This is a genomic window from Oceanicoccus sp. KOV_DT_Chl (assembly GCF_900120175.1).
Classification (GTDB): domain Bacteria; phylum Pseudomonadota; class Gammaproteobacteria; order Pseudomonadales; family Dasaniaceae; genus Oceanicoccus.
This window is the reverse complement of record NZ_FQLF01000001.1, coordinates 521,097-547,023: the sequence shown is the minus strand read 5'-3', so window position 1 is coordinate 547,023 and position 25,927 is coordinate 521,097. Positions and strand designations below refer to the sequence as shown.

Sequence of the window (25,927 nt, the reverse complement as noted above, 5' to 3'; positions counted from 1 at the left end):
CAACCTGTTAGAAAGTGTGAATTTTAACTATTCAAGCAGCCGGTAAATCTCTACCTTGGTAGTCAAGCAGTGAGCTCGAGGGGGTTAAGATGTATCGACAATATACACTCGCAACAACTCAGCAGAACACCCAAAATACCGTTCGACGTGATACTGATCACCAGCGGATATCATTGGCTCTTCTTTTTTTAGGCACTGCGCTTGCCTGCCTACTGAGCAGCAACACGCTGGCTGACTCTGGCAGTAACCTCCACTATCAATACATCAACAACATCAATAGCAGTGCTGCAATTACCAGCCCACAACAACGCTTGCTAAACCGGGTATTGCCAGCTCACCTGCATAGCGATCTGGTAGTCACCAATACCGACAGTGAAAATGATTTGGCCTTTAATTATTTATGGATGGAGCAATATAAAGCAGACTACCGGTCCTCGGAAGGCGGTAATGCTGCAGGTAAAATCCTACGCAGAGGATTAAAAGCCTGGTACAAGTCCAAGTACGGTAAAGCGTCCACGCTAAGCGGTGACGACGAAGATACAATGGTTATCGATACCCTATCGCAAATTGATTATCGACTGCGCGTATCCGGTGACAAGGTGAAGCTCGGTATCAAATACGAATTCTAAATCGCCGCTCTTACAAGCACCCTACTACCCTGTTGATTGCTCCCCCGCGTTGATCTGCTAGAATGGCGCCACTTTCAGTAGCCGCCTTCTAATCACACAAATAATACGCCACTTTATGTCTACAACTGCTGCAGCTTTACCTACCGCCGGCGTGATCCGCCGCCTGATCGCCATGATTTACGATGCCCTTTTGGTATTTGCCGTGTTATTCGCCGCGACCATTCCAACAGTGTTTCTCCCAAGCAACCCACAGCAAACCATCAACAACGAAGATGTAGTGCATGAATTACCGACGCTGGTTGATGGTTGGCCCTTTCAAATTTATATACTGGTCATTTATTGCAGTTTTTTTTGCTGGTTCTGGCATAAAAACGGTCAAACTCTGGGCATGCAGGCCTGGCGCTTACAAATAGAAGACCTTGAAGGTAACCGGATCAGCTGGCGGCAGTGCCTGTTGCGCTTAGGCTGCGCCGGTATTTCTTTAATGTGCTTAGGGGCCGGGTATTGGTGGATATGGATCGACAAAAATGGCTATAGCTGGCACGATCGCTGGTCAAAATCACGGATGGTAGTGCTACCCAAAAAAACCAAAAAATAGCGGCTAGAAACCTTAATTGGCCTTACGCAAAAACCAGCAACCGACCACCGAGCAAACTAAAATCGGTACCAACGATGCATAGATGGGCTGAAACCCGTACACCAGACTAGCTGGCGCCAGCATATCCTGCGCGGTGCGAAAGATAATGCCTATCAACACACCGATAAAAATACGATAGCCCATCGTAACTTCCCGCAATGGACCAAAAATAAAAGAAATTGCAATTAATACTAATGACACTGTCGATAAGGGTTGCAATACTTTTTTCCAGAAGGCCAACCGATAACTACCGCTATTTAAGCCCTGCCCGTCCAAATACCCCGCGTACTGATACAAACCTTCAATCGATAAATCAATGGGATCAAGCACCAATATATTCAACAGCTCAGGCGACAGTTTAGTCTGCCAAGACCTCGACCTATCGGTTACTTTGCTTAACTGCCCGGCAGTGAAACGCGTTTCAACCAAATCCTCCAGCAACCACTGCCCCGACTGATATATAGCGCGTTCAGCATAGAGTGCTGTCTGTAATTGTCGCTGTTGATTAAATTGAAAAATGGTTACGCCGTATAACACGCCATTAGGCTGCACCACATTAAAATGCATAAATTGATTGGCTTCGCGATGCCACAAGCCATCTTCACTGACGACACTTCCCGCATCACGCAAAGCGATAGCCCGCTGGCTTTGTGCAATACTTTCGGTTCTGGGCGCAATGTATTCACTTACCGCCATCCCTATTAACATGAGCACCAGTGCAGGCCGCATTACCATCCACACAACCCTCGCGGTAGAAACACCGGCGCTACGAATAACCACTAGCTCGCTATTATTCGCCAATGCCCCCAAACCGGCCAGACAACCCACCAACGCGGCAAAAGGTAAAAAATCAAAGACATTGCCAGGTACCGAGAGCAACACAAACTGCAGGGCATTTAAAAAAGTGTATCGGTCATCCAGCTTATCGGTTTCATCAATCAATGCAGCAATTAAATCCAGGCCCAATAACAACAACAATACCAGCGTGATACTGGAAAAAATAACAGTCGATAAATAACGGCTTAACTTACGCATCACCTTGCCAACCCATCATGCAGTTCTCACCGGCGGAGAATTTAAGTTACGTAGGCGTCGATAAGCATCCTGACCAAACAGTAGCAGCAACGCTATCAGCAGAAACACCCCGTGTACCCACCACATACCTAGCTCAAGCGGTAATTGTTGTTTTTCAATCGCGTCACGAGCGGCATTAAGCCCGACTAAATAAAAAATATAAATCAAAAAGGCCGGCAGCATTTTTACGTAGCGACCTTTACGGTGATTGGTTTTGCTAAGCGCTTGTGCAATCAATGCAATGATAGGCACTAAAATAATCAGCGAAATACGCCACTGCAAGGTCGCCTTATCTTCCAGCTTGTCCGACGTTAATAATTGCTCAGTGGTGCGTGCGTCGGTGCGCTTATAACTGCTGCGTTGACGCTCCGGCTCTTTGACCAACTGACCAAACTTTTCAAAATGTGTCACCCGAAAATTCAGTTGTCCCGGCGCACCAATATACTGATAGCCATTTTCCAGCACCAGATAACGCCCCAGAGTTGCTTCATCTATCTCAATAGCGGCTTTCTCAGCGAATACAATCGATAATTGCTCACCGTTCTTGTCACCCGTCTGCGAGGCGGAAAATACTTCGCGCATAGTATTTTCACGATTATTCAGCTGTTCGATATAACTGACCCGCCCCTCTTTTTCGTCAATCCGGAACCGACCTGCTACCAACAATTCCAAACCACTAGCGTTATCTGCATCTTTAAAAATATCCTGCGCCTTACCCATACCGATTGGGCTGGCATAAAGGCTCATATAACCCACTACCGCGGCAACCAGAATTGAGGGGGCAAGGGTAAACAACGCCAGCCGCTTGGTTGACATGCCACAGGCCGACATCACCGTCATTTCACTTTCGACATAGAGCCGGCCATAGGCCAATAGAATACCGATAAATAAACCCAGCGGCAGCACCAACTCCAAAAAGCTGGGTACCCGATACATCATAATAGTAAGCACAACATCAGGGGCGAGCTCACCAGCTGCAGCCTGCGCCAAATATTTTACAAAGCGACCACTCATTACAATCACTAACAAGGTCACACTGACCGCAAACATGCTGACCAGAATTTCCTTGGTTAGATAACGGAACAAAATCACTGCTGAATATTTCCCGGAATGAAGGTAGAAGTAAAAGTCATCATTTTTTTAGTTGTTTACGCTTTCAAGCACCATCGTGACCTATTACACTAGCGTTACCCGAACACGCAACACACGCGGCTTGAATAAGGTTATTATCTATCAAACCGTTGCTGATGTCGTTAATTTTATCCTGACTTAAATAATCAAAAGGAACACCTTATGGATGTTGTCGCCAAAGCCCTTGCCGCGCCAGAATCAATTAGCAGCCCTTGTCTGGTGGTACCCATCTTTAGCGCTAGCACCACAGCTAAAAGCAAAAGCGCTGGCAGCCAATTATCCAAAACGGCCAAACAAATCGATAAAGCGGCAGGCGGTATCATCCAACGGATGGTCAGCCGTGGTGACGGCAAGGGTGAACTTGGTACCACATTACTATTACCTGCTGTTACCGGCATCAAAGCCGAGCGGTTACTGTTACTGGGTTGCGGTAATGGCAAAGCACTATCGGCAACCGATTTTAAAAAACTGGTCACAGCTTGTTTAAGCACACTGGAACGCAGCCACATTACCAACGCCAGCGTGTTACTTGAAGAGCTTACCGTTGCTGATCAGGATACCGCCTGGATGGCTGCACAATTCGCACTGACCGCCGGTAGCAATAGTTATCGCTACAGCAAAACACTAAGCAAAGCCAAACCCGCTGCCAGCTTGAAACGAATCACTTATAATGCGGCCCCAATGCCGACATTCGTAACGCCATTGCTCAAGCCAAAGCTATTGCTCAAGGAATGAACACCGCCAAGGAACTGGGTAACCTACCGGCCAATATTTGTACGCCGACCTATTTAGCCAAGCAAGCCAAAGGGCTTGGCCGTAAATATCCCAAACTGAGCGTTTCAGTGATTGAAGAAAAGAAAATGCGCGAGCTGGGCATGGGCTCATTGCTTTCAGTCACCGCCGGTACTGACCAACCCGCCAAACTTATCATCATGGAATACAAGGGCGCAGCCAAAACCCAGCGTCCCCATGTACTCGTGGGCAAGGGCATTACCTTTGACAGCGGCGGTATCAGTATCAAAAACCGGCGCCAAAATGGATGAAATGAAATATGACATGTGTGGCGCCGCATCCGTCGTCGGTACCATGAATTCAGTCGCCGAATTAGGCTTAAAAATTAACGTAGTGGCGGTCATTGCCGCTGCTGAAAATTTACTTAATGGCTCAGCCACCAAGCCCGGTGACGTAGTCACCAGTATGTCCGGGCAAACCATTGAAGTGCTAAACACCGATGCCGAGGGACGCCTGGTGTTATGTGACGCCCTAACCTATGCCGAACGCTTTAAACCGCAATCCATCATCGATATTGCCACCCTCACCGGTGCCTGCGTAGTGGCATTAGGCAAGCATGCCAGCGGCCTCTACAGCAACGAGGATGATTTTGCCGAAGAACTATTAAGCGCCGGTATTCAAGCGGGTGATCGCGCCTGGCATATGCCCTTGTGGGATGACTACCAACCACAACTTAACAGTAACTTTGCTGATATCGCCAACATTGGTGGGCCGGAAGGCGGCAGTATCACAGCCGCCTGTTTCCTCTCGCGTTTCACCAAAAAAATGCGCTGGGCACATTTGGACATTGCTGGCACAGCGTGGGTATCGGGGGCGATAAAGGTGCCACTGGACGTCCGGTAGGTTTACTGACGCAATACCTGATCAACAAAAGCCGGTAGGTTTTAGTAAATTACTATCATGAGACAAATGTGCAAATACACGCTAGCCTAACACTATGACCAAGGTTGATTTTTATATCCTCTCCGCCGACGACATCGAACAGCGCCATTTGTTCGCCTGTCGGTTGGTGGAGAAAGCCTTTAAGCTAGGTCATCAAATTTATGTACACACCGATGACAATGCACAGGCTAACGCTTTAGATCAGCTGCTGTGGAGCTGGCGTAGCAGTAGTTTTATACCGCACGGGCTGAAACAAGCCAACAGCGAATCTCCCACACCACAATCGATACAGATTGGCTTTGGCGACGCCGACCAATCCGCCGCCCAGCACAACGATTTACTGATCAACTTATCCAATGACGTGCCGGAATTTTTTAGTCGATTTGATCGCGTAGCAGAAATTGTCGTACAAACACCAGCCATAACGGAGGCCACACGCAACAGCTTCCGCTTTTACCGAAACCGGGGTTACCAACTGGAATCCCATGATTTAAGACCAACCCATTAAACCAATAACAAAAGAATACCGAGACCCATAAAGAGCCACCATTATGAGCAGCAACGACCCAGTCTTTCCATCCAGAAAATCCCCTAAAGAAGCACTTCTGGATGAATTGCAATCCATCAAAGGACTGTTGGATGATGATCCCAAAGCCAGCGATTTACCGCTTGATATTCCAACGTTAGATGATGTCGTTGATGGGCAACCCGCGGCACAGCCTGTAGCAGCAGATGATAAACCGAGCGATCGCCTGTTAGATTTAAATTCCATCTTCGATAATGATGACGAACTGGCCACCAGCGCTGATATCGGTGATTTCGATGAAGATATTGCCACCGACACTGTTGCTGATAGTGAAGAGGTCAACGATGATGTTACCGATCAAGCACCGGACCTATCACTGCCCCGGTTCTACAGACACTGGTTGCCGGAGCTACTGTCGCTGCACTGACTCCCGAGAGCGAAGCATATCAAGAAGAGCAGGAAGACCTGTTCCCGGAACTCTCCGCGCTTTCGGAACTGGATTCCGCCGAGCTTGAAATACCACAGCCCGAGCCACTCACTGAAAACACCGTACCTGAACGAACAGCAACTGAACGCATTAAACCTGAAGTACTGACAGCGGAAATTAACGAAGTAAAAACCCCGACCCCGGAGAAAGTGGCATCGCCAGCCAGCGCCCCGCCATCACTAACTCTATGGATGTAGAGCTGCTGATTCAGGAGATTGTCGATGAGTTGATACCCACTATCGAGGATCAATTACGCCAGCGCTTATCACAGTGTTCCGTTGAGATCATCCAACAACTGGCAGCCAGGCACCTCGATAAATAAACACGCATTACCATCCGATCAAAAGAAGATAAATGCGGCGCAGGGTTTTCCTGCCCGCGCCTAACTACTGTATACTGACGCCCCTTTGCGACAGCCTCCTGCATAGCACTGCCGCATCCACACATCACTCAACAAGAAGTAGCCAGCAACAATGGATAAAACATTCCAACCCTCTGACATTGAAACTAAGTGGTATCAACAATGGGAAGCCAACGGGTATTTTGCCCCCAGCGGCGAAGGCAATCCTTATAGCATTATGATCCCGCCGCCCAATGTCACCGGCAGCCTGCATATGGGCCATGGTTTCCAGGAAACCATTATGGATGTGTTAATCCGCTACCACCGCATGAAAGGCGATAACACGCTCTGGCAAGTGGGCACCGACCACGCCGGTATCGCCACCCAAATGGTGGTCGAACGGCAACTGGAAGCGCAGGGCATTAATCGTCATGAACTGGGTCGCGACAAGTTCATCGAAAAAGTCTGGGAATGGAAAGAACAAAGCGGCGGCACTATTACTCGTCAACTGCGTCGTATGGGCGCATCAACAGACTGGTCCCGCGAACGCTTCACCATGGACGAAGGTTTATCCCATGCGGTACAGGAAGTATTCGTACGCCTGTATGAAAAAACTGATTTACCGTGGTACCCGTCTGGTCAATTGGGACCCGGTATTACATACAGCCATCTCTGACCTGGAAGTCGTTAACGAAGAAAAAGCCGGCCACCTCTGGCATTTCCGCTACCCACTAAGTGATGGTTCTGGTTCACTCATCGTTGCCACCACTCGCCCTGAAACCATGCTCGGTGATAGCGCAGTGGCTGTTCACCCTGAAGATGAGCGCTACCAACATTTGATCGGCAAAATGATCAAACTGCCGCTAACTGACCGCGAAATCCCCATCATTGGCGACGACTATGTCGACCGCGAGTTTGGTACCGGCTGTGTAAAAATCACTCCCGCTCACGACTTCAATGATTATGACATGGGCAAGCGTCACGATCTGGCGATGATCAACATCCTCGACGATAACGCCGCCATGAACCAAAACGTGCCCGCCGCCTATCAAGGCATGGACCGTTACGTTTGCCGCAAGCAAGTCGTCGCCGATCTCGACGCACTGGGCTTGTTAGACAAAATCGACGACCACACCTTGCAGTTACCGATTGGCGACCGCTCTGGCGTCGTGGTTGAGCCTTATCTCACCGATCAATGGTATGTCGATGCTAAAACACTCGCTAAGCCCGCCATTGCAGCCGTAGAAAATGGCGACATCGAATTTGTCCCCAAGCAATACGAAAACATTTACTTTTCCTGGATGCGTGACATTCAGGATTGGTGTATCTCCCGGCAACTGTGGTGGGGTCACCGCATCCCCGCCTGGTATGACGATCAGGGCAATGTGTATGTCGGCCGCGATGAAGCCGAAGTGCGCGCCAAACACAACCTGGGTGACATCGCTTTACAGCAGGACAACGACGTACTCGATACCTGGTTTTCCTCCGCCTTATGGACTTTTTCTACCCTAGGCTGGCCGGAAGAAACCGAAGAACTGAAAGCCTTCCACCCCACCAGCGTTTTGGTTACCGGCTTCGATATCATTTTCTTCTGGGTTGCCAGAATGATTATGATGACCTTACATTTCAAACGCGAAGTGCCATTTAAGCAAGTCTATGTACACGGTCTGGTGCGTGACGCCGAAGGCCAGAAAATGTCCAAATCCAAGGGCAATGTACTCGACCCGATCGATTTGATTGATGGTATCCAGCTGGAAGAACTGGTCAGCAAACGCACCAGCGGTATGATGCAGCCACAAATGGCGAAAAAGATTGAAAAATCTACCCGCAAGCAATTCCCTGACGGCATTGAAGCGTACGGGACTGATGCATTGCGCTTTACTTACTACTCGCTGGCATCCACTGGCCGCGACATAAAGTTCGACATGGGCCGCATCGATGGCTATCGCAACTTTTGTAACAAAATCTGGAATGCTGCACGCTACGTGCTGATGAATACCGAAGAGCATGAGTGTGGTCAGGACGGCAGCACCGATCATCAATTAAGCCTGGCTGACCGCTGGATTATTTCCCGCTTGCAGCATACCGAGCAGGAAGTCGCCAAGGCGTTGGAGCAATACCGCTTTGATCTCGCCGCACAGGCGCTGTATGAATTTATCTGGAACGAGTACTGCGACTGGTATCTGGAGCTTTCCAAACCGGTCCTGTGGGATGACAACTCGCCAGCCGCATTGAAAAAAGGCACCCGTCGCACCTTAATCCGGGTACTCGAAACCACCCTGCGCTTGCTGCACCCCTTCATGCCGTTTATTACCGAAGAAATTTGGCAGCGAGTAGCACCGCTAGCAGGCAAGCAAGGGCCGACCATCATGTTGCAGCCCTACCCAGAGATCAACCCGGATTACATCGACCCGCAAGCCGATACCGATATTGAATGGGTAAAAGGTGTCATCGTTGGCGTACGTAATATACGCGGAGAAATGAATATTTCACCGGCTAAAAGCATTCCACTGTTGATAAAAAATGGCGACAGCGAAGACCAACGGCGCTTGGACGACAATCAACAATTCCTTACCACGCTAGCCAAGCTGGAAAGCGTGACCTGGTTAGAGGCTGGCAGTGATGCACCGATGGCCGCTACCTCACTGGTAGGCAATATGGAAATGCTGGTACCGATGGCAGGCCTTATTGACACTGAAGCAGAAACCGCTCGCCTCGGTAAAGAAATTGAAAAACTGCAAAAAGATCTCGCCCGCATCGACGGTAAACTCAACAACCCAAATTTATGGATAAAGCCCCTGCCGACGTGGTTGAAAAAGAGCGTGAGAAACAAGCCAAGCAGCAACAGTCACTGGATAAACTCACTGAGCAGCTCAAGCAAATTCAATCTATGTAACTACCATTAGCAACCACTAAAACTGATTAACAGCGAGTAGCTCACACACTGCTCGCTTCCTCAATATTTTTTTTAGTGGAAATGTAGACATCGACGACTATCTAGCGTTAGTATCGACGCAACAATAATTTTAATCGCTCGATGTAGTAAGTAGTGGTAACCATCAATAGCAATAATAACAACAGGCTATGGTTGGCAAAAATTTTTTGCAATCCAGTAATGGCAGCAACCTCCCGATCAGTTCATCGCGAACCGAACGATTTTGTTGCGTGCAAATTCCAACCTAATCGCCGCAAGAAAAGCATCAAACTCACGCCCCGACAAGTAATTGTCAATAGCTGGGTTTGTGCCCGCAGTACAGCGCTTAAGCTGACTGTTCTCCCCCGGGAACTATCATTCGGTAACGAACGATACTCCTCTGCCGATGCTATATGCCGCCGTAGAGTGGCAATAGCACCGGCAACTTATCTCAACAAAATAATCAATAATAAACCAGCATTAAAGAGGTTCAATTAAGATGTCAGAGCGCGTCACGGGAACGGTAAAGTGGTTCAATAATGCCAAGGGGTTTGGTTTTATTACTCAAGAAGAAGGGGATGATGTCTTTGTACATTTTCGTTCAATTCAAGGTGATGGCTATAAAACACTGAACGAAGGTGATCTAGTTGAATTTGCGCTTAGTCAGGGCGCGAAGGGGTTTCAAGCAGAGGAAGTCTCTAAAGTTTGATATTCGCCAACGATGATTTTAAATACAGCTGCCCGGCAATTGATAGCCATCAAGCCGGGCTTTTCCCACCTGATTCCTACCGAATCCAACGCACTTCGCCGCTTTAAACTCCGTATAAAATACCGCCAAACCCAATTGTGAGATTCACTGCTAATCCATTACCCTTTTACCAGCACCCGTTCATCCTAACAGCTTAAATCAAAACAACGCTTGTCGACCATTTCCACTAAGCGTTACTATTCGTGCTAGCACAAAGGGAGTGGAAAACGTGGCCATCTTTGAGGATAAAAACTTTAAGCGATTGTTTGAACTGAGTGGCGATGCAATGATGCTGCTTGGCGAAAATAAATTCGTTTATTGCAACCCTGCCACACTAAAAATATTTGCCTGTCCAACGATGGAGCAATTCTGCACCAAACATCCCGGCGACCTCTCCCCGACAAACAACCCTGCGGCACTAACTCTATGGAGTTGGCCAAAAAAAATATACAGGAAGCTCTGGATAAGGGGCATAAGCGATTTGAGTGGGTACATCAACGCACAACCGGCGAACCCTTTTATACCGATGTATTACTCAGCCCGACAGTATGGAAAGGTGAAAAGGTAATTCAGGCTATTGTTCGCGACATCAGTTTTTATAAAGCTATACAAGAAAACCTGCAGCGGCAAAAAGAACAATCCGACCTGGCAGCACAAGCCAAATCCGAATTCCTCGCTGTGATGAGTCATGAAATTCGCACACCGATTCACGGCATTCTCGGTGCTCAGGAATTATTGATGACTACCCAGCTGGATAGCGAGCAACGGGAACTGGCAACACTGGTGATAGACTCCGCTAAAAGTTTGCTGCGAATTATTAATGACGTACTGGATTTTTCGAAAATTGACGCCGGTAAACTCGCGCTTGAAACGGTTGATTTTAGTCCTAAAGAACTAGTCACTAGTGTTTATCAATTATTTAAAGTCGGCGCCAATAATAAGTCCATCCGCTTTACGCTCGACATTCCAACTGAAGATACCAGAGTCGTCGGTGACCCTACTCGCATCCAGCAGATTTTAACCAATCTGGTTTCTAACGCTATAAAATTTACCAATACTGGTGGTCAAGTCGAGATAAAAAGTTCGCTACAACCCGCAGAAAACAATCAATTACAGTGGCTGCTAACAGTATCAGACACCGGCATTGGTATGACTGCCGAACAACAACACACTATATTTGATATGTTTACCCAAGCGGACTCCTCCATCACTCGCAGTTTTGGCGGCACTGGCTTAGGATTATCTATCAGTAAAGCGCTGGCAGATTTAATGAACGGCACCATCCGTATTAATAGCCAGCCAGACCTTGGCTCTACCTTCGAGCTAGCACTTGCGGTAACGCAATCCATCCCTGACTCCAAGCCAGAATCAGCGCCCTTAACGGACCTGAATAGAAACTATCTACGAACCGTGCTGGTGGCAGAAGATAACGTCATCAATCAACAGATCATTCGTAAAAAACTCACTCTGCTCGGTTTAACATCTATTGTTGTCAACAATGGTAAAGAAGCGATCGAAGCATACACTTCATCAATAGAGAACAACGGCATTAGCACCTTTGCCATGATCCTGATGGATGTACAAATGCCTATTATGAATGGACTGGATACCACCCGCGCCTTACGCGCTCAGGGATGCAAGCTGCCTATTATCGCCCTCACTGCTGACGTACAGCTGGAACGCAAGCAGCAGTGTCTGCAAGCCGGTATGCAGGGCTTTGTAGGTAAGCCTTATGAAATGGCAAAATTGATCGCGTTATGTGATGAGTATCTTGAAGATAAAACGGAAAGCTAAATATAAATACTTTTTCGCCCAATCATTCACCCGTATAGCTCTCTATCAAATGATTCAATTATAGCTGGCAAACCAAAATAGCTAATGTGAAATGTAGCCAACTTGACCTGACAGCACTAGATAGCCTGATCAGACTAAATCGTAAAGCTTGCAAGCACATTCATACCAGACTTCTGATATTACTAACATTAAAATTTCAAGAATGTAGTAATGTGCCGTGATGCCAACCGGTAATTGCATCGCTATTCTTCAACTGAAGAAGAAGCGTAGCCATAAACCGAAGAAAAAATTACCCCTATTGCCGAACAAAGAGCTTTGATATTAATTTTAGCCATTACTTTTGCGTTTGACGCCCACCAAACCAACAAGTGCTGAACCCAACAGCCATGCGGTAGCTGGAACCGGAACTTCTGCGGGCGTCATCAAGTACATTGACTGGCCTCCGGCGTAACTATATCCATCAATATAACCGAGAATATGACCAAGATCTCCAGAATGGATCGCACTCGCCAGACTTTCCCAGCCATGATCGGCGATATCAACACCGCTAAGACCCAGCAACTCCCCGAGATCCCATAGACCATCTTCAATTGTAAAGTAAAAGGCCCGAGCGCCCATATATGTAGCGCCGTCATAAAGGGCATAACGACCAAGCACCAGCCCACTCTCGTCAAAATACATTACGTCACTATCGGCAGTACCGGTATCACTTTCTGAGAGGTTAAACTCAAACGTTTCATCCAGCTCGAAATCGTATAACCAGGAAACCTCACCGCTATTGACACTGTCTCCAACAAAGCGGCGTGTAGTACCCACGACTTGTCCATTCTCATTTAGTTGGTCGGCATAAGTTTCATGGTAACCATCATTGCGAGTGTAGTCTTCACCGCTCAAGCCAATATCGCGTTGCTCTCCGCTGTCGTGGTCGTACAGCCAGCTGGAACGACCATGAAAGGATTCGCCCTCATAAAAATTACTGAAGCCAACCGCCTGCCCTTGTTCATTCAGGTCTTTGACCCGGGACATTTGGTTACCACTGTCGGATGTGTATGCCGCGCCGCTAAGCCCGAGCCGCGTAGTGATGCCGTTGTCATAGAACCAGGCACTTAAACCGATATTATCAGCACCACTGTAGCGCGAACTGGCACCAACTACCTGACCGTTGTCGTTCAGTGCGTCCAAGTAGTGGTATTGATAGCCATCATTGCGCTGATAACCCGTACCAGTAAAGCCCAGCTGCCGTGTAAAGCCGCCCGTATATATCCAGGCAGAGACACCGTTATTACTATTACCGGCATAACGACTGGATGTTCCGATTACATCACCGCGCTCATTCAGTTCACTGGCATTAACATACTGTGTGCCTACACTACTACGGTGAACGCCATTATAGAGACCAATTTTCTGAGTATTAACGCCGTTATAGACCCAGGCGGCGTTACCCCAATTAGTGCCGTGCTGATAGCTGGATCCCGCCACATAACCTGATTCACTAAGGCGAGAAATGGTTGTTTCCATGCTACCTGAGTAGCTAACAAAGTCACTGCCAGTCAGTCCAACTCGACGCGTACTTGAGCCGTTATATACCCAACCTGACTGCCCGCCATCTATACGATCGCTGTAGCCGATAACAAAGCCGCTATCACTCATACCTCGGAAGCTGGCGTTCTGAACGCCATAAAAATCAGTGTGCTCGGCATCGATTAGACCAATACGCGTGGTAACTGCGCCATTGGCAATCCAGGCGGAGCGACCACGCATAGTGCTGTAAGTCCCGCTCATTTCACTCGTACCAACCAACTGCCCCGCAGCATTGGATCCATTAATCGTTGTAGATTGATATCCACTGCTTGTTGTATATGCCGCATCATATAAACCGATACGATAGGTAACGTCGTTAATGACTCGCCAGCCAGTCTGGCCGGATTCGACTGAACTCGCGCTGTAACGGGTGCTATGCCCTGCAGCTGTGGTATTAGCGCCATAGGGAATAAAGGTACTGTTTTGATAGCCGTCACTGCTGCGGGTATGAACCGCGTCAGTGAAGCCGGCTTGAACAGTAGTACTGCCGTTGTAGTACCAGGCACTGGTCCCCAGACTTTCCATACCACTGTACCGGTTGCTGGTTCCAGATGCGGTGCCGTCTGTAGCAAGGTACTTAATGTAACTAAATTGGCTTCCATCGTCACGTACATACCCGGTGCCATACAACCCTATACGAGTATTGATGCCTGAATCATGTATCCAAGTTGTATATCCGGTAATACTGGTACCACTGTAACGATAGCTATTGCCCACTACCTGACCACTGTCAATCATTGCCGTATAAGAAGTGTATTGTCTGCCAGTAGTACTAGTATGGGCACTATCGTAATAGCCTAAGCGACTAATCTCCCAGCGTTCCGGAAGTTCGGCTAAAACTGTTGAAGAAGATATCAAAATGGCAAGTGCTAAGGTAACCCTTCGCAGTGAAGAAAAAGTATCCATGACCACGTACTCCATGTGAACATTATTTTTATTAGATGTTCAGTAGAATCTCATAGATTTCAAATGCTGTAAAGCGCAGGGCTGTTAAGCTAAATATCTAATCGTGTTGTCACCAAAATAATTTAGCTACATAACACAATTCCATATTAGTGATACAAAAAAGAAAAAAACAACATCAACTGGATTTAAATTATCTATAAAGAAATTTATAAATGCCTTTGATGGCTAAATATCAGCGATTTTAGTTTATATGTAAACTAATTTTACTGAAGGCTGGAACGCAAGCAGCAGTGTCTGCAAGCCGGTATGCAGGGCTTTGTAGGTAAGCCTTATGAAATGGCAAAATTGGTCGCGTTATGTGATGAGTATCTTGAAGATAAACCGATAGATAAACATCACTAGCCGCATCGGCGGCTGTTAGTTTTTACGCTTAGTGCCAACTAAACCAATTAATGCCGAAGAGAATAACCATGCAGCTGCGGGCACCGGTATGCTGACTACATTGTAAGTAAAGTTGATATCCATACTATAAGGTGCAGGTATCGGGGAGCCATCCAGGAATGTATATCGGGTGACACTCGTTAACATCACGCCGTTGCCCTGCTCATCAATCGCGGATGAGCTGATGGGGTATATGGGGCTGGAAACTCCAATAGGGTTATATTCGCAGACACCAAAACCATATAGGTCCAGCTGTACCGTACAGTCTGTAGTAATAAAGCTGCCAGTACCGGCGAACGTATCAATAGAACTGCTTCCGAAAAGAGTAAATTGATAAAGCTCTACATCCGAGGTAGATGTGGCCTGGAAGTCATACTCGAGCAAACCGCTAACACTATCATAATACCCTGACCCGGTACCCGAAGATGTTTCGCCAACAAAGTTAGGCATGTCGCTGCTAAAGCTGCCTGTTGTGGTAATACTGACCGGAATAATGGCAGCGTTCGAGATTATTGATAAAAATAACAAGCCAATCAAGGCTAGTGGGGACTTCAGCATACTAATGCTCCCATTTATGTTCTTATATTTAATGTACGCACAGCGTGTAAAAAATTATGCCATTTAAAGAATATCAAACGCAGTGTATTAGATAATTATCTAATGCGCTTCACTCCAGCTAAGCCAATCAAGGCGGAACTAAATAACCAGGCAGCTGCGGGAATAGGCACTTCAGACGGTCTAACAAGAAAACTACCAAACCGATCATCACTAGATGCCGTCAATGCAAAAGTGTAAGCGGTGACAACAGCATCATCCAGATCGGCAAAAGGAAGGCTGCTAGCACGATCAATGGTTTCTCCATCATGTATCAAAGCCAAGGTGCGCGCATTACTTAGTTGAGGGTAAAAAAAGTTATCACTTAAAAGTCCTAGTGAAAATCCAGAGCCTGTTGATGATATATCTTCCGCGTTCTCCTGTTGATCATAGGCAAAATTTTGTGTATCGCCTAAAGTATTTATCATGTCTTCAATTAAATTGTTTTCACCTGATAGAGTCTCATCACAGTGCTGCACAGCATAAGTACATTCAGTATTTATGCGAGCGTATCCAAAACTAACGACAAGTTGATCAAACTCCGCTGCAGAAGCGTACCGCCAACCTTCATAATCACCACCAACGTCCATTTGTAAAAGCACATCCGTATAAGACAAACCAGCTGTGGCCGTAAGATCCAGCCAATCCAGACCTGAAGCCGTATCGCGAGTAATATTACCTAGATCGACAATAGCTGCTTGAGTTGAGAGTGATATACCAGCTAGAGCTAGAGCTAGAGATTTCATTAGCATAAGGATGCACTCCTTTACATTATTATAATTATGCCGGTCTATTATAAATTCATCCAACCCAGCTTCATAATAGAGTATGCTTCTTAGCTCGACTTCAAGTCAAACAGATTATGTAAAAACTCTCGACAGACCAATCGACAACCCGAAGTATTACCAAAACAAAGCAACTATCTGATATTCCTTCAGTGTCAATAGCAACGATTTTACTTTATTGCTACACAAAATTTATTGAATACAGCTAAACTTTTGATGATAAACACATGGCATCTCGCAAATAAGACGCCAGATTTACTATGATAAATGTAACGCTATCTCAAATAAAAGCCTGTGCTATAACAACTAATAAAATGGCTACAACCAAACTTTATTGCAGTTGAACCAGCTGCAACTCGCAACCAAGAACATCACCAGAGACATACACGGTACCCTCAGTGACTGTCAGCGAGAAATCCATCGTCCGCTGTACCAATCCTGCCAGCGCCTGCACCTCTTCCCAAGGCAATTGAAAAACTGCTACATTTAAATCACGAAACTTCTGCTGATTTTGCTGCCACCAGACCGACGATTTAGAATTAAAACTGTAGACTTTGACTATTTTCGCAATGCGCGTGGCTTTTTTTATTCTTTCCGGCAACGGCTCACCGACATCAATCCACAAGGCAAATTGATCATCCAGCTCCCGCGCCACAATATCGGGTTCATCAGGCGTACTCAAACCCTTGGTGAACTGCAATCCTGCTCGCGCATTTAAACAAAACGCCAACACCCGCACCATCATCCGCTCCAGCGTTTCGGAAGGATGCTGAGCAATCGTTAGGGATAGCGTGTCATATAACTCCCTGTCCATATCCGACAGAGCTATATTAGCTTTATAAATCGTAGGTTTTAGCGCCACAGGTAATCCTTATTAATTAGCGCCTCAAGGTAATCGTCAGCGTCGCTAGTATTTATTTTAATTTGATTGAGTACTCTGGATAGCGCTCACCACCAATTTCCATTTCCTGATAAATCAGTGCCAGCTTATCCGTGGCCGCATCACCTAAAAAATGAAACTCGGCATCAACATACACCAACACCGTACCGTTTTTGGCAGTATCGCTAGCCCCTTCAACTTCATCTGGCTCACCCAACATTGCTATCAAATCCGCTCTGGTAGTTGCCGCAGATAAACTAATCAGTTTATCTTTAAGCTGTAACTCTATTGATTTAACTTCCATAATTTCCTACTACGCTAAGTCTTAATTAGTGGCACCAAAATGCAGGTGGAATAATTCCCCACCGGCATCAATCAAATAATCATTCCACCAGATTTCATGCCAGGTTTCATCCGTTGAACTAATAGCTTCATAAAACTTAATCGGCACATAGTTCATCTCTTCCATTAATACATCTAAAAAATGGGTTTTGTATTTGCTATCAACCAAGGTCGGCGAATGCTGTTGTCCAAAAAAGAACTGATCGATAACAGCCGATAATTTTTCCACCGGGTTATCAGCTTTAACTAATCTCACCTCCCAATCCCAGCTACACATATTGTCGCTGATATCCAAATGAGTGATCTTATTCAGGTGTGCAATCAAAGACTCGCGTCGATTGCCGTTCAGGGCAACTGGAGACAACTCATACAAACATAAATGGCCAGGCCCATTATTTAAAACCTCCATGCACGAAAGATAACCGTTAATTCTTGAATAATTAACCTGTTCAGAGGTTTTAAATTCCCACCTTCGTTTTAAAATCGTTCTTTTCATACTTCCTCTCAATAGAGAAAATTATTACTCCATGTTACACGGACTACTTACCAAAGGGCTCAACCAACATCACATTACCTTCAACACCAACAATCACACAAATCTCGCCAACCGCAATACTCTCAACAGCGGCACCATTAGACAACCGGGCATTCCAATTAATTCCCGAATGCCGAATAGTACCACCCACCGCATGGGTAACCGCGGTACTCACCGGCACCTGTTGCCCGATCATATCGCTGCTGGTGTCAGGACCACCGCCTGAGTTTTGAAACTGCTTTAGCGGCCGCCATAGCAACAAGGCAGCTAAACCAGTCAAAACACCGCAGGTAAATAACTCAGCTTCCCAACCACTAATAACACCAGCACTCACCAATACCCAGTAACTAACGTGGCTATCGCAAAAAATAAAAGCGGGCCACCCAAGCCGATCACTGTCAACTCAACAACAAAACTGAGGCCGGCGATCAGGTAATATAACTGATCATGATGATTGGAAAAATGTTGCACGATATCCATCTTAATTACACCCCTGCGCCATTACCCGGAAGCTTTAGGCTGCTTGATACTGCAATTGCCTGAGCGACAGTGTTAGCAATATTGTCAGCAGTTTTACCATCCGTCAGCACCACCGTACTTTCACTGGCAATGGCCTGATGAGCTTTAATCGCATCCTGTGCCAAGGTAAGCGTCACTGCTGATTTACCTTCTTCAGTAATCGCATACTTACCAATCGTGGCAAGGGCATTAGCATCTGCCTCTGCAACTAACCGAATGGCCTCTGCTTTACCCGTCGCATCGAGGATTTGAGATTCTTTACGCGCCTCAGCCGCTAACACTTGTTCAGCCTTAGCGCCTTCTGCATCCAATACTCTAGCCTGTTTAAGACCTTCAGCTTTAGTGATTGCCGAAATCTTGACCCCCTCCGCAGTCAAAATAACCGAGCGCTTTTCACGCTCCGCAGTCATTTGTTTTTCCATATCCTCCCGGATACTCTGCGGTGGATCAATATCCTTAATCTCATAGCGGGTGACCATCACACCCCAGGGCGCTGTCGCTTCAGTCATTGCCGTTAAGATTTTAGCGTTAATCAAATCACGGCTTTGGAAACAATCATCCAACTCCATTGAGCCGATGGCATTACGCATTGTCGTCATCGCTAATTGCGTCACCGCTGTTTTGTAATCAGTCACATTGTTAGTTGCTGCACCAGCATCAGTCACTTTCATAAAAAGAATGCCATCAATGGACAAAGAAATATTGTCCCTTGTAATAGCGGTTTGCGAGGAGATATCAAGAGATTGTTCTTTTAAATTTCGGTCTGCGGCTACCGCTTGTACAAATGGGACAATAAAATTCAATCCGGCGGATAAGGTCTTATCATACTTGCCTAGCGTGTAAATAACATAACCCCTGTTTTGAGGACAAAATGAATACCTTTCTTTAGCGTGTATAGCACGATGAGTGCAATCCACAATAAAGGGCTGGTTAATAAGCTAATTGATTGATCCATTAGGGGTCTTCCTGATAGTAGTCACGATGATGTGAAACAGTCCTATGCGTTAATAACACTGCTCCTGCATAGGGGCTGTTGGTTAATCCTGAGAAATTTATTTTTTAGTCAGATCATCATACCTGTAACAAACCACAGGTTAAAGAATTAGATCTTCCTGCGCAGCTAGGCCCTAATGAGGAAGCGCCCCTTCATACAGAAAACAAGCCACTATGACAAAGTCCCTTAAGACCGGCAGCTGCATAGAATGAGGCTGATTAAAAAAGCAGCTAACTCCAACAACTTAATTAAGAAAACTGCCACTCCTGAACAAAAAGAGCAGCTCAGGTTGAACGCCGCTATGTATGAATACCCACCAAACCTCATTAGCGAACAGCAATCACACAGGCCTACATTTCCAGATACCCAAAACCTATCAAAAACTCAAAACCTTCACATTTCTGTCATAGCAGTAGGTTAAGTTTATTCTTGTCTAGCGACAACATGACAATCAAGCTCGATGATTAAATAAATATTCCGTTCATACGGTCAGGGGATAATGCGATGAGTCTCAGTTTTTGGCAGGTGCTAATAGTAGTCGTTCTATTTGTATTGTTATTTGGCCGAGGAAAAGTGCCGCAGTTGATGTCAGACTTGGCTTTAGGGATAAAAAACTTTAAAACCGGCATGCGGGAAATAGATGAAGAAGCCACCTCCAGTGACGAGCCAAAACTGGATGAAAGCAGTATCACTAAAGCCGAGCGCTAATAATGCTGGATCTTGGCTGGGCAGAAATATTATTTCTTGTGCGCTATCGCTTATTGTTATCGGCCCCAAAGACCTACCCGCGCTCGCCCGCGGCATGGGAACCCTGCGTGGAAAAATGCGCCGCATCTATCAGGACGTTATGCTCTCAGTACGAAAGCTGGAAGTAGAAATAGACCAAACCGACAATCCTCGACCGAATAATGGTCAGCCCGATTATTTTGAATTACTCCCCGAGCATATTAAAACAAGCCTTAAGATAGATGAACCTCTTAGAGATCGAGAAGCGGTAGAAAGAATTGAACAGGAGTTTAATGCTGCCGTTGATAAAATTAAACAGGATCAATTAAATCAACCCGCTGAAGCACAGCCATCTTCGATCGCCTAAGCCAGTTGATGATGCTCTGCCAACAATAGATTCAAGTCATGAACATAGATAGCGAGCTCACCTCCAATAATAACGATAACGACATGAAACATAACAACCCTGTAAACAATACTGCCCCACTACTCACCCATCTAGTTGAATTACGCAAACGCCTGCTACTATGCTTTGTATTTTTTGCCATCGTTTTTGGTGCAGCCTATTTATTTGCTCAGGATATATACGCCTTTCTATTGCGCCCTTTACTTGAGGTTTTTGGTGAAAACCAACATAGAAGAATGATTTTCACTGGCTTGCACGAAGCTTTTTTCACTTACTTAAAGTTGTCATTTTTTACTGCATTCTTTTTTACCGCGCCCTTTTTCCTCAACCAAATATGGAAATTTCTCGCTCCAGGGCTATACAACCATGAACAAAAGTCGCTTCAAATTTTCTTTTGGCTGACACCCATACTATTTGTACTAGGTGCCTCACTGGCTTACTTTGTCGTCTTCCCACTAGCCTGGCAGTTTTTTCTAGGTTTCGAAACTCTGGCCGGCGACTCAGCAATGGCTGTAGAACTGGAACCAAGGGTCAGTGAATACCTTAGTTTAGTTATTCAATTAATCCTTGCATTCGGCCTGAGCTTTGAACTACCTGTTGCGTTGATATTGCTAGCCAAGACTGGGTTAATAGACGCACAATTTCTTACCGAAAAACGCCGCTATGCCATCGTCATTACCTTTGCCGTTGCCGCACTCATTACTCCTCCAGACTTGATATCACAAATTGCATTAGGCATGCCGGTACTAATACTTTATGAAGTCGCCATTTTACTGATTAGAATAATGGAAAAAAAGCAACCGAAAATCTCAGTAAAACCATGAGTAGCACAAACTAGTAACGTAAAAAACATTTACCGCAGCAACGGCCATTTTCTGTTCATTACTTCCACATAAAAACTTCATTTTATTGTCAACTGACTGTTATCAAAAATTCTTATTCAATGAATAAAGTGTATTTGTGCACGGCACAAAAGAATTGACCGTTAATAGCTTAATAACTTTAAACATTGGAGAAAAAAAATGAACAACACTTCTATAGAGGAATTGCTATCTACCGATGGAGCAACAGAACCCGTCGTTTCCCGTCGTGATTTCGTTAAAGGTGGCGTTAGTGGTGCCGCAGCAATCTCATTAACTGCCATGGCGAGCAAAGCCTCAGCGCAAGTTGCTTACACTGATGACTACGGTCCAATCGCTCCGGTTAATGATGACACTACCGGCTTGCCATTAATTGCACTACCTGAAGGATTTTCTTACAAAACGTTTGGCTGGCGCGGACAGCCTATGGTTGATGGCAACTTAACACCCGGCGGCCATGACGGAATGGGGGTAGTGGCATCAAAAGGTAGCCGTATTGCTTTAGTACGCAACCATGAGCTAACCAATAGCAGCATCCGCATGAACTGTCCTGCCGAATATAATCCTGCTGTTGCCGGCGGAACTTCTAACTTGATTTTCGACGCCTTAAGCGGGCAGTGGATCGCATCTTATGCCAGCTTAACCGGCACTATTCGGAATTGTGCTGGCGGTAAAACGCCCTGGGGTTCATGGTTAACTTGTGAAGAAACTACAGCGACTAACAATGGCTACAATCACGGCTGGGTATTCGATATACCTGGATTTGGTGCGGCTACAGCGCAACCAATTAAAGCAATGGGCCGCTTTTCTCACGAAGCTTGTGCGGTAGATCCGGTAAGCGATTATATCTACGAAACCGAAGATGCCAGACCTTCTGCGTTTTACCAGTTCCGTCCAAATCAGCCCAACAATCCCTCAGCTGGCGGTTCTCTCTATGCCTTAAAAGTAGTCGGTATCGATGACTTTGTTTTCGGCGATGGTTCCAGCTACCCAAGCTTCGCTAACGGCACCAGCTGGGATGTAGAGTGGGTACTTGCTGATGATCCTGAGGCACTGGATGGCCGCGTATTTAATTCCGCACCAGGTCGCGCTTCTTTTTCACGTGGTGAAGGCTGTTGGTATGACAGCGGCAAAATTTTCTTCGTATCGACTGATGGTGGTGCTGCCCGTCAAGGTCAGGTTTATGTGTATGACCCTCGTCGTGAAACTCTAACGATGATTTTTGAATCAACTGGCTCCAGCGATATCGGCAATACCACTGCCGACAATCCTGACAACATCGCAGTCAGCCCACGCGGTGGCATTCTTATGTGTGAAGACGGCGGTTCGCCCTGTCGCTTACGCGGCCTGACACCTACTGGCGGTTCATTTATTTTTGCCGAAAATGTTATCAACCTGAGCGCCGGTGATATTGCTCATGCCGACTTCGAACTCAATGCCAGCGGTAACATTATTGACAACGTTAACCCTGGCAACTACGTCGGACAGGAGTGGGCTGGCGCTGATTTCCATAACGAATGGTTGTTCGTCAACATCCAGACACCCGGCATTACCTTTGCTATTACCGGCCCCTGGAATAAAGGCGCACTTTAAAAACCGGCAATGATTTAAACATTCCTGATTGTAATCAATCCACTAGCGATACCACTGTGAGTATTACCCGCAACTATCGCTAGTTTATTTTTTTGGAGAATTATTATGAAAATAGTTATGTCTGTACTAACCACTATTTTGTTGGCCCCCGCTGCCAATGCTACTTTGGCCATTGCTAATATCACGGGTGGTGGCATTTTTATGGGCCAAACCACTAGCAACACTGCCTGGGTACAGGACAACCCTTACAATGGTGATGAAGTAAACTTTTGGACACTCGATGGTATTGCCGGACAAACACTGAATATTACCGTCGATCCCATAAACAGCAATGGCTACTTGTTGGATGCCGGTATCAGCCTGTACCTCGGTGAAGTCACTGAATTGGAATTGCTTTACAGTGGCTTTGATCACGCCGGTAATTTCGCTAACAATACGTTGCTAGCAACTACTAATACATTTTTCCCTACAGCTGGGAACAGTGCATCACTGTTAGATATCTTACTGACTCAAAACGGTGTCTACACTATCGCAGTAGGCGGTGAAGCCGGCTTCTCGATTGGCAGCACTTATGATTACACATTGAACCTAAGCCAAGTCAATGAAGTACCGGTACCAGCTGCAGCCTGGTTATTTGGTTCTGCGCTGTTAGGCCTGGTAGGTGCAGGTCGCAAAAGGGCCTGAACTTACTAAAACCTCAATAGCACTGCGGTAGCAGAGTGCGCACTTAAATTTTGATTAAGTGCGCACTCCTGCGTCACAAAAAAAATATTTTGGAACAGTGTGTTGTTTCGGTTATTGGAACTCATCCAGCAACGCCAGCATTACCCATACAGCATCCACTACCTTTCATAGCACAATCATTATCGCCTCTAGCTTCTAGCCTCTAGCATCTAGCATCTAGCATCTAGCATCTAGCATCTAGCATCTAGCATCTAGCATCTAGCATCCAGTTAGTATATTTCTGACCATACATTACACATACGGCCCAACCCAGCCCTGACCAATATTGGCAAAACTGCGCTCCATACTATCAGCAGCCTTGTGACTGGCCTGTTCCAATTTATCACGGGCTTGCTGATAATCCTGCCGAATGGTTTTTCCCTGCTGGTTAACAAAATCCCGCGCGTCCATTTTAGCAAGATGAGCTTGCAAATTGGCATGCTGCAACTCGTGCTGGCCTTTGCTCTGCGCGTGGCGGGCCAACTCGCTAACGGTTTCACTTAGGTAACTCCATTGATCCGCAGCATCCATGGTTGCCAAATGCGCCTGCAAGCGCGCCTCGTCGGTTTGGGTATGCAGTGATTTCGCAGCATCAGCCAGTGATGATTTTAAATCATGAAGTTTAGGTTGGGTTTGTTGCCACAATTTTTCAACATCCTCGCTGACATCTTCAAACTGATCCTCTAGTTTACCGACAACATGCGCTAACTGCTGCTGTGATTTATCAATTGATTCTTTCAATTTCTCTAACATGACAATAACCTCCGTGAAACGTTGGTAATTCAATAAAGCCTATAACTTCAAGGTAAGCCTTTAATATAAAATTTCTATGATATAAATCAACCCTGAATTACTTCCTTGCCAATACATGCAAATAGCGCCCCAACCATTTAAACGGTTGCTGTTCCGAATAAGCCAATTCCATCGCCAACACCTGCTCAGCTGATTGATGCCCACCGCGCTTATCCACCACGTAGTCATGAAACACCCGCAAACCGCTTTCGGATGTAATAGATAAATTGGCATCAGCCAGCCACTGCCTGACCTGCTCAATAGTGCTAGGGTTATTCGGTGTCAAACTACCCTGATCAGAGATGTACGAATCTTGTTGCAGCCAATTAAAATTTCCGCGAATAAGATTGCGATAAATTTTGGCGGCAGGGTTATAAAAACACAGTGACAAATATCCATCACTAGCTAACATTGGTTTGATAGTGGGAATAAAACGTTCCGGCTTCTCTAACCACTCTAGCAAAGCGTGAGATAAAACCAGATCAAACTCCACTGTCTGATTATTATTTTGTAGCTGCTGCGGCAGCACTTGATAGGGCGCACTAATCCATTCCATGTTTTGCTCAACGGATAATTCACTGGCGCGCGCTCTTGCAGCCGCAAGCATAACCGGTGATAAATCATTGAATGTGACTTTATGTCCCTGCTCTGCCAGGCGAATTGCCAGCTGACCTAAACCTCCACCCACATCAAGAATACGCAGCGGTCGTTGACGCGCTGTTGACAATTCAGCAATCACCGGCTGTAAATCTCTCCACAATACCGCCAGCCGAATATCTCCCTTTAAGCCTCCATAAACCCGGCGCGCAAAACGCTCCGCCAGATCATCAAAATTGCGGTCCAGGGATTCACTCATATTCAGTATATTTCCTGGCACTACCACGGACTTTTTCGGCAGGGTATTTCATTTCATTCTTAAGCATTTTACCGGCAACAGCGGGCAATATATCGACACCTAACTTATCCGCCAGCATCACTAGATACACTTGCACATCGGCTATTTCATCCGCCACTGCGGCGAGTGTGTGCTCTGGCAGCGAGGCAGATTGCTCTTGACTCAACCACTGAAAATGCTCCACCAACTCAGAGGCTTCAACACTTAACGCCATCGCTAAATTTTTCGGCGTATGAAATTGCTCCCAATCGCGCTCGGCAGCGTAAACCCGCGCTTTGTGTTTAATATCATCCAACGTATTAATCATGGTGAGATCCTGATGGTCATTTATAGGGTTATCGGCTGCGGCTAGTTTACTCGCTTTTGCGTAGCAGTCAGAAGGACTTGTTTATTCAGGCGCC

General features: G+C 46.3%; 26 protein-coding genes and 3 pseudogenes. 14 read left to right on the top strand and 15 right to left on the bottom strand.

Annotated features, from left to right (window positions below; all coding sequences use genetic code 11):
• Positions 1-89: 89 nt before the first annotated feature.
• Complete coding sequence (locus UNITIG_RS02530) at positions 90-629, top strand: hypothetical protein (RefSeq protein ID WP_101756953.1); 540 nt, start codon at positions 90-92, stop codon at positions 627-629.
• A gap of 115 nt (positions 630-744) precedes the next feature.
• On the top strand, positions 745-1,227 hold the full coding sequence (locus UNITIG_RS02525) for an RDD family protein (RefSeq protein ID WP_101756952.1): 483 nt from the start codon (positions 745-747) through the stop codon (positions 1,225-1,227).
• Positions 1,228-1,239: 12 nt separating this feature from the next.
• On the opposite strand, the gene lptG is transcribed toward UNITIG_RS02525, so the two are convergent.
• Both lptG and lptF read right to left on the bottom strand, forming a co-directional pair.
• Positions 1,240-2,301 carry an LPS export ABC transporter permease LptG gene (gene lptG / locus UNITIG_RS02520; protein ID WP_101756951.1) on the bottom strand — a complete coding sequence of 354 codons (1,062 nt, stop codon included), beginning with the start codon at positions 2,299-2,301 and terminating at the stop codon, positions 1,240-1,242.
• 15 nt (positions 2,302-2,316) lie between these two features.
• Complete coding sequence (lptF, locus tag UNITIG_RS02515; protein ID WP_101756950.1) at positions 2,317-3,432, bottom strand: LPS export ABC transporter permease LptF; 1,116 nt, start codon at positions 3,430-3,432, stop codon at positions 2,317-2,319.
• Between the two features lie 201 nt (positions 3,433-3,633).
• On the opposite strand from lptF, the pseudogene UNITIG_RS22770 reads away from it, so the two are divergent.
• The 3 genes and pseudogenes from UNITIG_RS22770 (at position 3,634) to UNITIG_RS02495 (ending at position 6,098) form a co-directional block, all read left to right on the top strand.
• Positions 3,634-5,144, top strand: a pseudogene (locus UNITIG_RS22770) (leucyl aminopeptidase).
• A 56-nt stretch (positions 5,145-5,200) separates the two neighbouring features.
• Complete coding sequence (locus tag UNITIG_RS02500) at positions 5,201-5,653, top strand: DNA polymerase III subunit chi (RefSeq protein ID WP_101756948.1); 453 nt, start codon at positions 5,201-5,203, stop codon at positions 5,651-5,653.
• 43 nt (positions 5,654-5,696) lie between these two features.
• Positions 5,697-6,098: a hypothetical protein gene (locus UNITIG_RS02495; protein WP_101756947.1), complete on the top strand. Its 402-nt coding sequence runs from the start codon at positions 5,697-5,699 to the stop codon at positions 6,096-6,098.
• Between the two features lie 19 nt (positions 6,099-6,117).
• Here the strand turns inward: UNITIG_RS02495 and UNITIG_RS22765 are convergent, their stop codons facing one another.
• Positions 6,118-6,408 carry a hypothetical protein gene (locus tag UNITIG_RS22765; protein WP_145999062.1) on the bottom strand — a complete coding sequence of 97 codons (291 nt, stop codon included), beginning with the start codon at positions 6,406-6,408 and terminating at the stop codon, positions 6,118-6,120.
• A 223-nt stretch (positions 6,409-6,631) separates the two neighbouring features.
• Here UNITIG_RS22765 and UNITIG_RS02490 point away from each other — a divergent pair.
• The 4 genes and pseudogenes from UNITIG_RS02490 to UNITIG_RS02480 all read left to right on the top strand — a co-directional run bounded on the left by UNITIG_RS02490 (position 6,632) and on the right by UNITIG_RS02480 (position 11,954).
• Positions 6,632-9,394, top strand: a pseudogene (locus tag UNITIG_RS02490) (valine--tRNA ligase).
• A gap of 517 nt (positions 9,395-9,911) precedes the next feature.
• Entirely contained in the window at positions 9,912-10,121 is a 210-nt protein-coding gene (locus UNITIG_RS02485; protein WP_101756946.1) for a cold-shock protein, read from the top strand.
• A gap of 259 nt (positions 10,122-10,380) precedes the next feature.
• Positions 10,381-10,503: pseudogene (locus tag UNITIG_RS25400) on the top strand (hypothetical protein); the annotation flags it as partial.
• 83 nt (positions 10,504-10,586) lie between these two features.
• Entirely contained in the window at positions 10,587-11,954 is a 1,368-nt protein-coding gene (locus tag UNITIG_RS02480; RefSeq protein WP_101756945.1) for an ATP-binding protein, read from the top strand.
• Positions 11,955-12,281: 327 nt separating this feature from the next.
• Here the strand turns inward: UNITIG_RS02480 and UNITIG_RS02475 are convergent, their stop codons facing one another.
• The 9 genes from UNITIG_RS02475 to UNITIG_RS02440 form a co-directional block, all read right to left on the bottom strand.
• The gene (locus UNITIG_RS02475; RefSeq protein ID WP_101756944.1) at positions 12,282-14,441 is read right to left on the bottom strand and encodes a VPLPA-CTERM sorting domain-containing protein; all 2,160 of its coding nucleotides are present in this window, start codon (positions 14,439-14,441) and stop codon (positions 12,282-12,284) included.
• Positions 14,442-14,858: 417 nt separating this feature from the next.
• Positions 14,859-15,440: a hypothetical protein gene (locus UNITIG_RS02470; protein WP_145999061.1), complete on the bottom strand. Its 582-nt coding sequence runs from the start codon at positions 15,438-15,440 to the stop codon at positions 14,859-14,861.
• Positions 15,441-15,535: 95 nt separating this feature from the next.
• Positions 15,536-16,228 carry a VPLPA-CTERM sorting domain-containing protein gene (locus UNITIG_RS02465; RefSeq protein ID WP_101756942.1) on the bottom strand — a complete coding sequence of 231 codons (693 nt, stop codon included), beginning with the start codon at positions 16,226-16,228 and terminating at the stop codon, positions 15,536-15,538.
• Between the two features lie 364 nt (positions 16,229-16,592).
• Positions 16,593-17,123 carry a YaeQ family protein gene (locus UNITIG_RS02460; RefSeq protein WP_101756941.1) on the bottom strand — a complete coding sequence of 177 codons (531 nt, stop codon included), beginning with the start codon at positions 17,121-17,123 and terminating at the stop codon, positions 16,593-16,595.
• Between the two features lie 52 nt (positions 17,124-17,175).
• Positions 17,176-17,445, bottom strand: a complete 270-nt coding sequence (locus tag UNITIG_RS02455) for a hypothetical protein (RefSeq protein ID WP_101756940.1) — start codon at positions 17,443-17,445, stop codon at positions 17,176-17,178.
• Positions 17,446-17,466: 21 nt separating this feature from the next.
• Positions 17,467-17,979, bottom strand: coding sequence for a hypothetical protein (locus tag UNITIG_RS02450; RefSeq protein WP_145999060.1), 513 nt, complete (start codon positions 17,977-17,979; stop codon positions 17,467-17,469).
• A 43-nt stretch (positions 17,980-18,022) separates the two neighbouring features.
• The gene (locus UNITIG_RS02445) at positions 18,023-18,352 is read right to left on the bottom strand and encodes an NfeD family protein (RefSeq protein ID WP_235015223.1); all 330 of its coding nucleotides are present in this window, start codon (positions 18,350-18,352) and stop codon (positions 18,023-18,025) included.
• Entirely contained in the window at positions 18,349-18,498 is a 150-nt protein-coding gene (locus UNITIG_RS23935) for a hypothetical protein (protein WP_235015222.1), read from the bottom strand. The genes UNITIG_RS02445 and UNITIG_RS23935 overlap by 4 nt, the downstream gene beginning before the upstream one ends.
• A 5-nt stretch (positions 18,499-18,503) precedes the next feature.
• Positions 18,504-19,454 carry a stomatin-like protein gene (locus UNITIG_RS02440; RefSeq protein ID WP_235015221.1) on the bottom strand — a complete coding sequence of 317 codons (951 nt, stop codon included), beginning with the start codon at positions 19,452-19,454 and terminating at the stop codon, positions 18,504-18,506.
• Between the two features lie 581 nt (positions 19,455-20,035).
• Here UNITIG_RS02440 and tatA point away from each other — a divergent pair.
• The 5 genes from tatA to UNITIG_RS02410 all read left to right on the top strand — a co-directional run bounded on the left by tatA (position 20,036) and on the right by UNITIG_RS02410 (position 23,800).
• Positions 20,036-20,239 carry a twin-arginine translocase TatA/TatE family subunit gene (gene tatA, locus UNITIG_RS02430; RefSeq protein ID WP_101756937.1) on the top strand — a complete coding sequence of 68 codons (204 nt, stop codon included), beginning with the start codon at positions 20,036-20,038 and terminating at the stop codon, positions 20,237-20,239.
• Positions 20,208-20,624, top strand: coding sequence for a hypothetical protein (locus tag UNITIG_RS02425; RefSeq protein WP_101756936.1), 417 nt, complete (start codon positions 20,208-20,210; stop codon positions 20,622-20,624). Before tatA ends, UNITIG_RS02425 begins: the two co-directional genes overlap by 32 nt.
• Before the next feature lie 38 nt (positions 20,625-20,662).
• Entirely contained in the window at positions 20,663-21,487 is an 825-nt protein-coding gene (gene tatC / locus UNITIG_RS02420; protein ID WP_200821149.1) for a twin-arginine translocase subunit TatC, read from the top strand.
• A 198-nt stretch (positions 21,488-21,685) separates the two neighbouring features.
• Positions 21,686-23,116, top strand: a complete 1,431-nt coding sequence (locus tag UNITIG_RS02415) for a PhoX family phosphatase (protein ID WP_101756935.1) — start codon at positions 21,686-21,688, stop codon at positions 23,114-23,116.
• A 105-nt stretch (positions 23,117-23,221) separates the two neighbouring features.
• Positions 23,222-23,800 carry a VPLPA-CTERM sorting domain-containing protein gene (locus tag UNITIG_RS02410; RefSeq protein WP_101756934.1) on the top strand — a complete coding sequence of 193 codons (579 nt, stop codon included), beginning with the start codon at positions 23,222-23,224 and terminating at the stop codon, positions 23,798-23,800.
• Positions 23,801-24,091: 291 nt separating this feature from the next.
• On the opposite strand, the gene UNITIG_RS02405 is transcribed toward UNITIG_RS02410, so the two are convergent.
• From UNITIG_RS02405 to UNITIG_RS02395, 3 genes are all read right to left on the bottom strand, one after another.
• Positions 24,092-24,592, bottom strand: a complete 501-nt coding sequence (locus UNITIG_RS02405) for a hypothetical protein (protein WP_101756933.1) — start codon at positions 24,590-24,592, stop codon at positions 24,092-24,094.
• 97 nt (positions 24,593-24,689) lie between these two features.
• The gene (locus UNITIG_RS02400) at positions 24,690-25,487 is read right to left on the bottom strand and encodes a methyltransferase domain-containing protein (protein ID WP_101756932.1); all 798 of its coding nucleotides are present in this window, start codon (positions 25,485-25,487) and stop codon (positions 24,690-24,692) included.
• Entirely contained in the window at positions 25,480-25,833 is a 354-nt protein-coding gene (locus UNITIG_RS02395; RefSeq protein WP_101756931.1) for a nucleotide pyrophosphohydrolase, read from the bottom strand. The genes UNITIG_RS02400 and UNITIG_RS02395 overlap by 8 nt, the downstream gene beginning before the upstream one ends.
• Between the last annotated feature and the right edge of the window lie 94 nt (positions 25,834-25,927).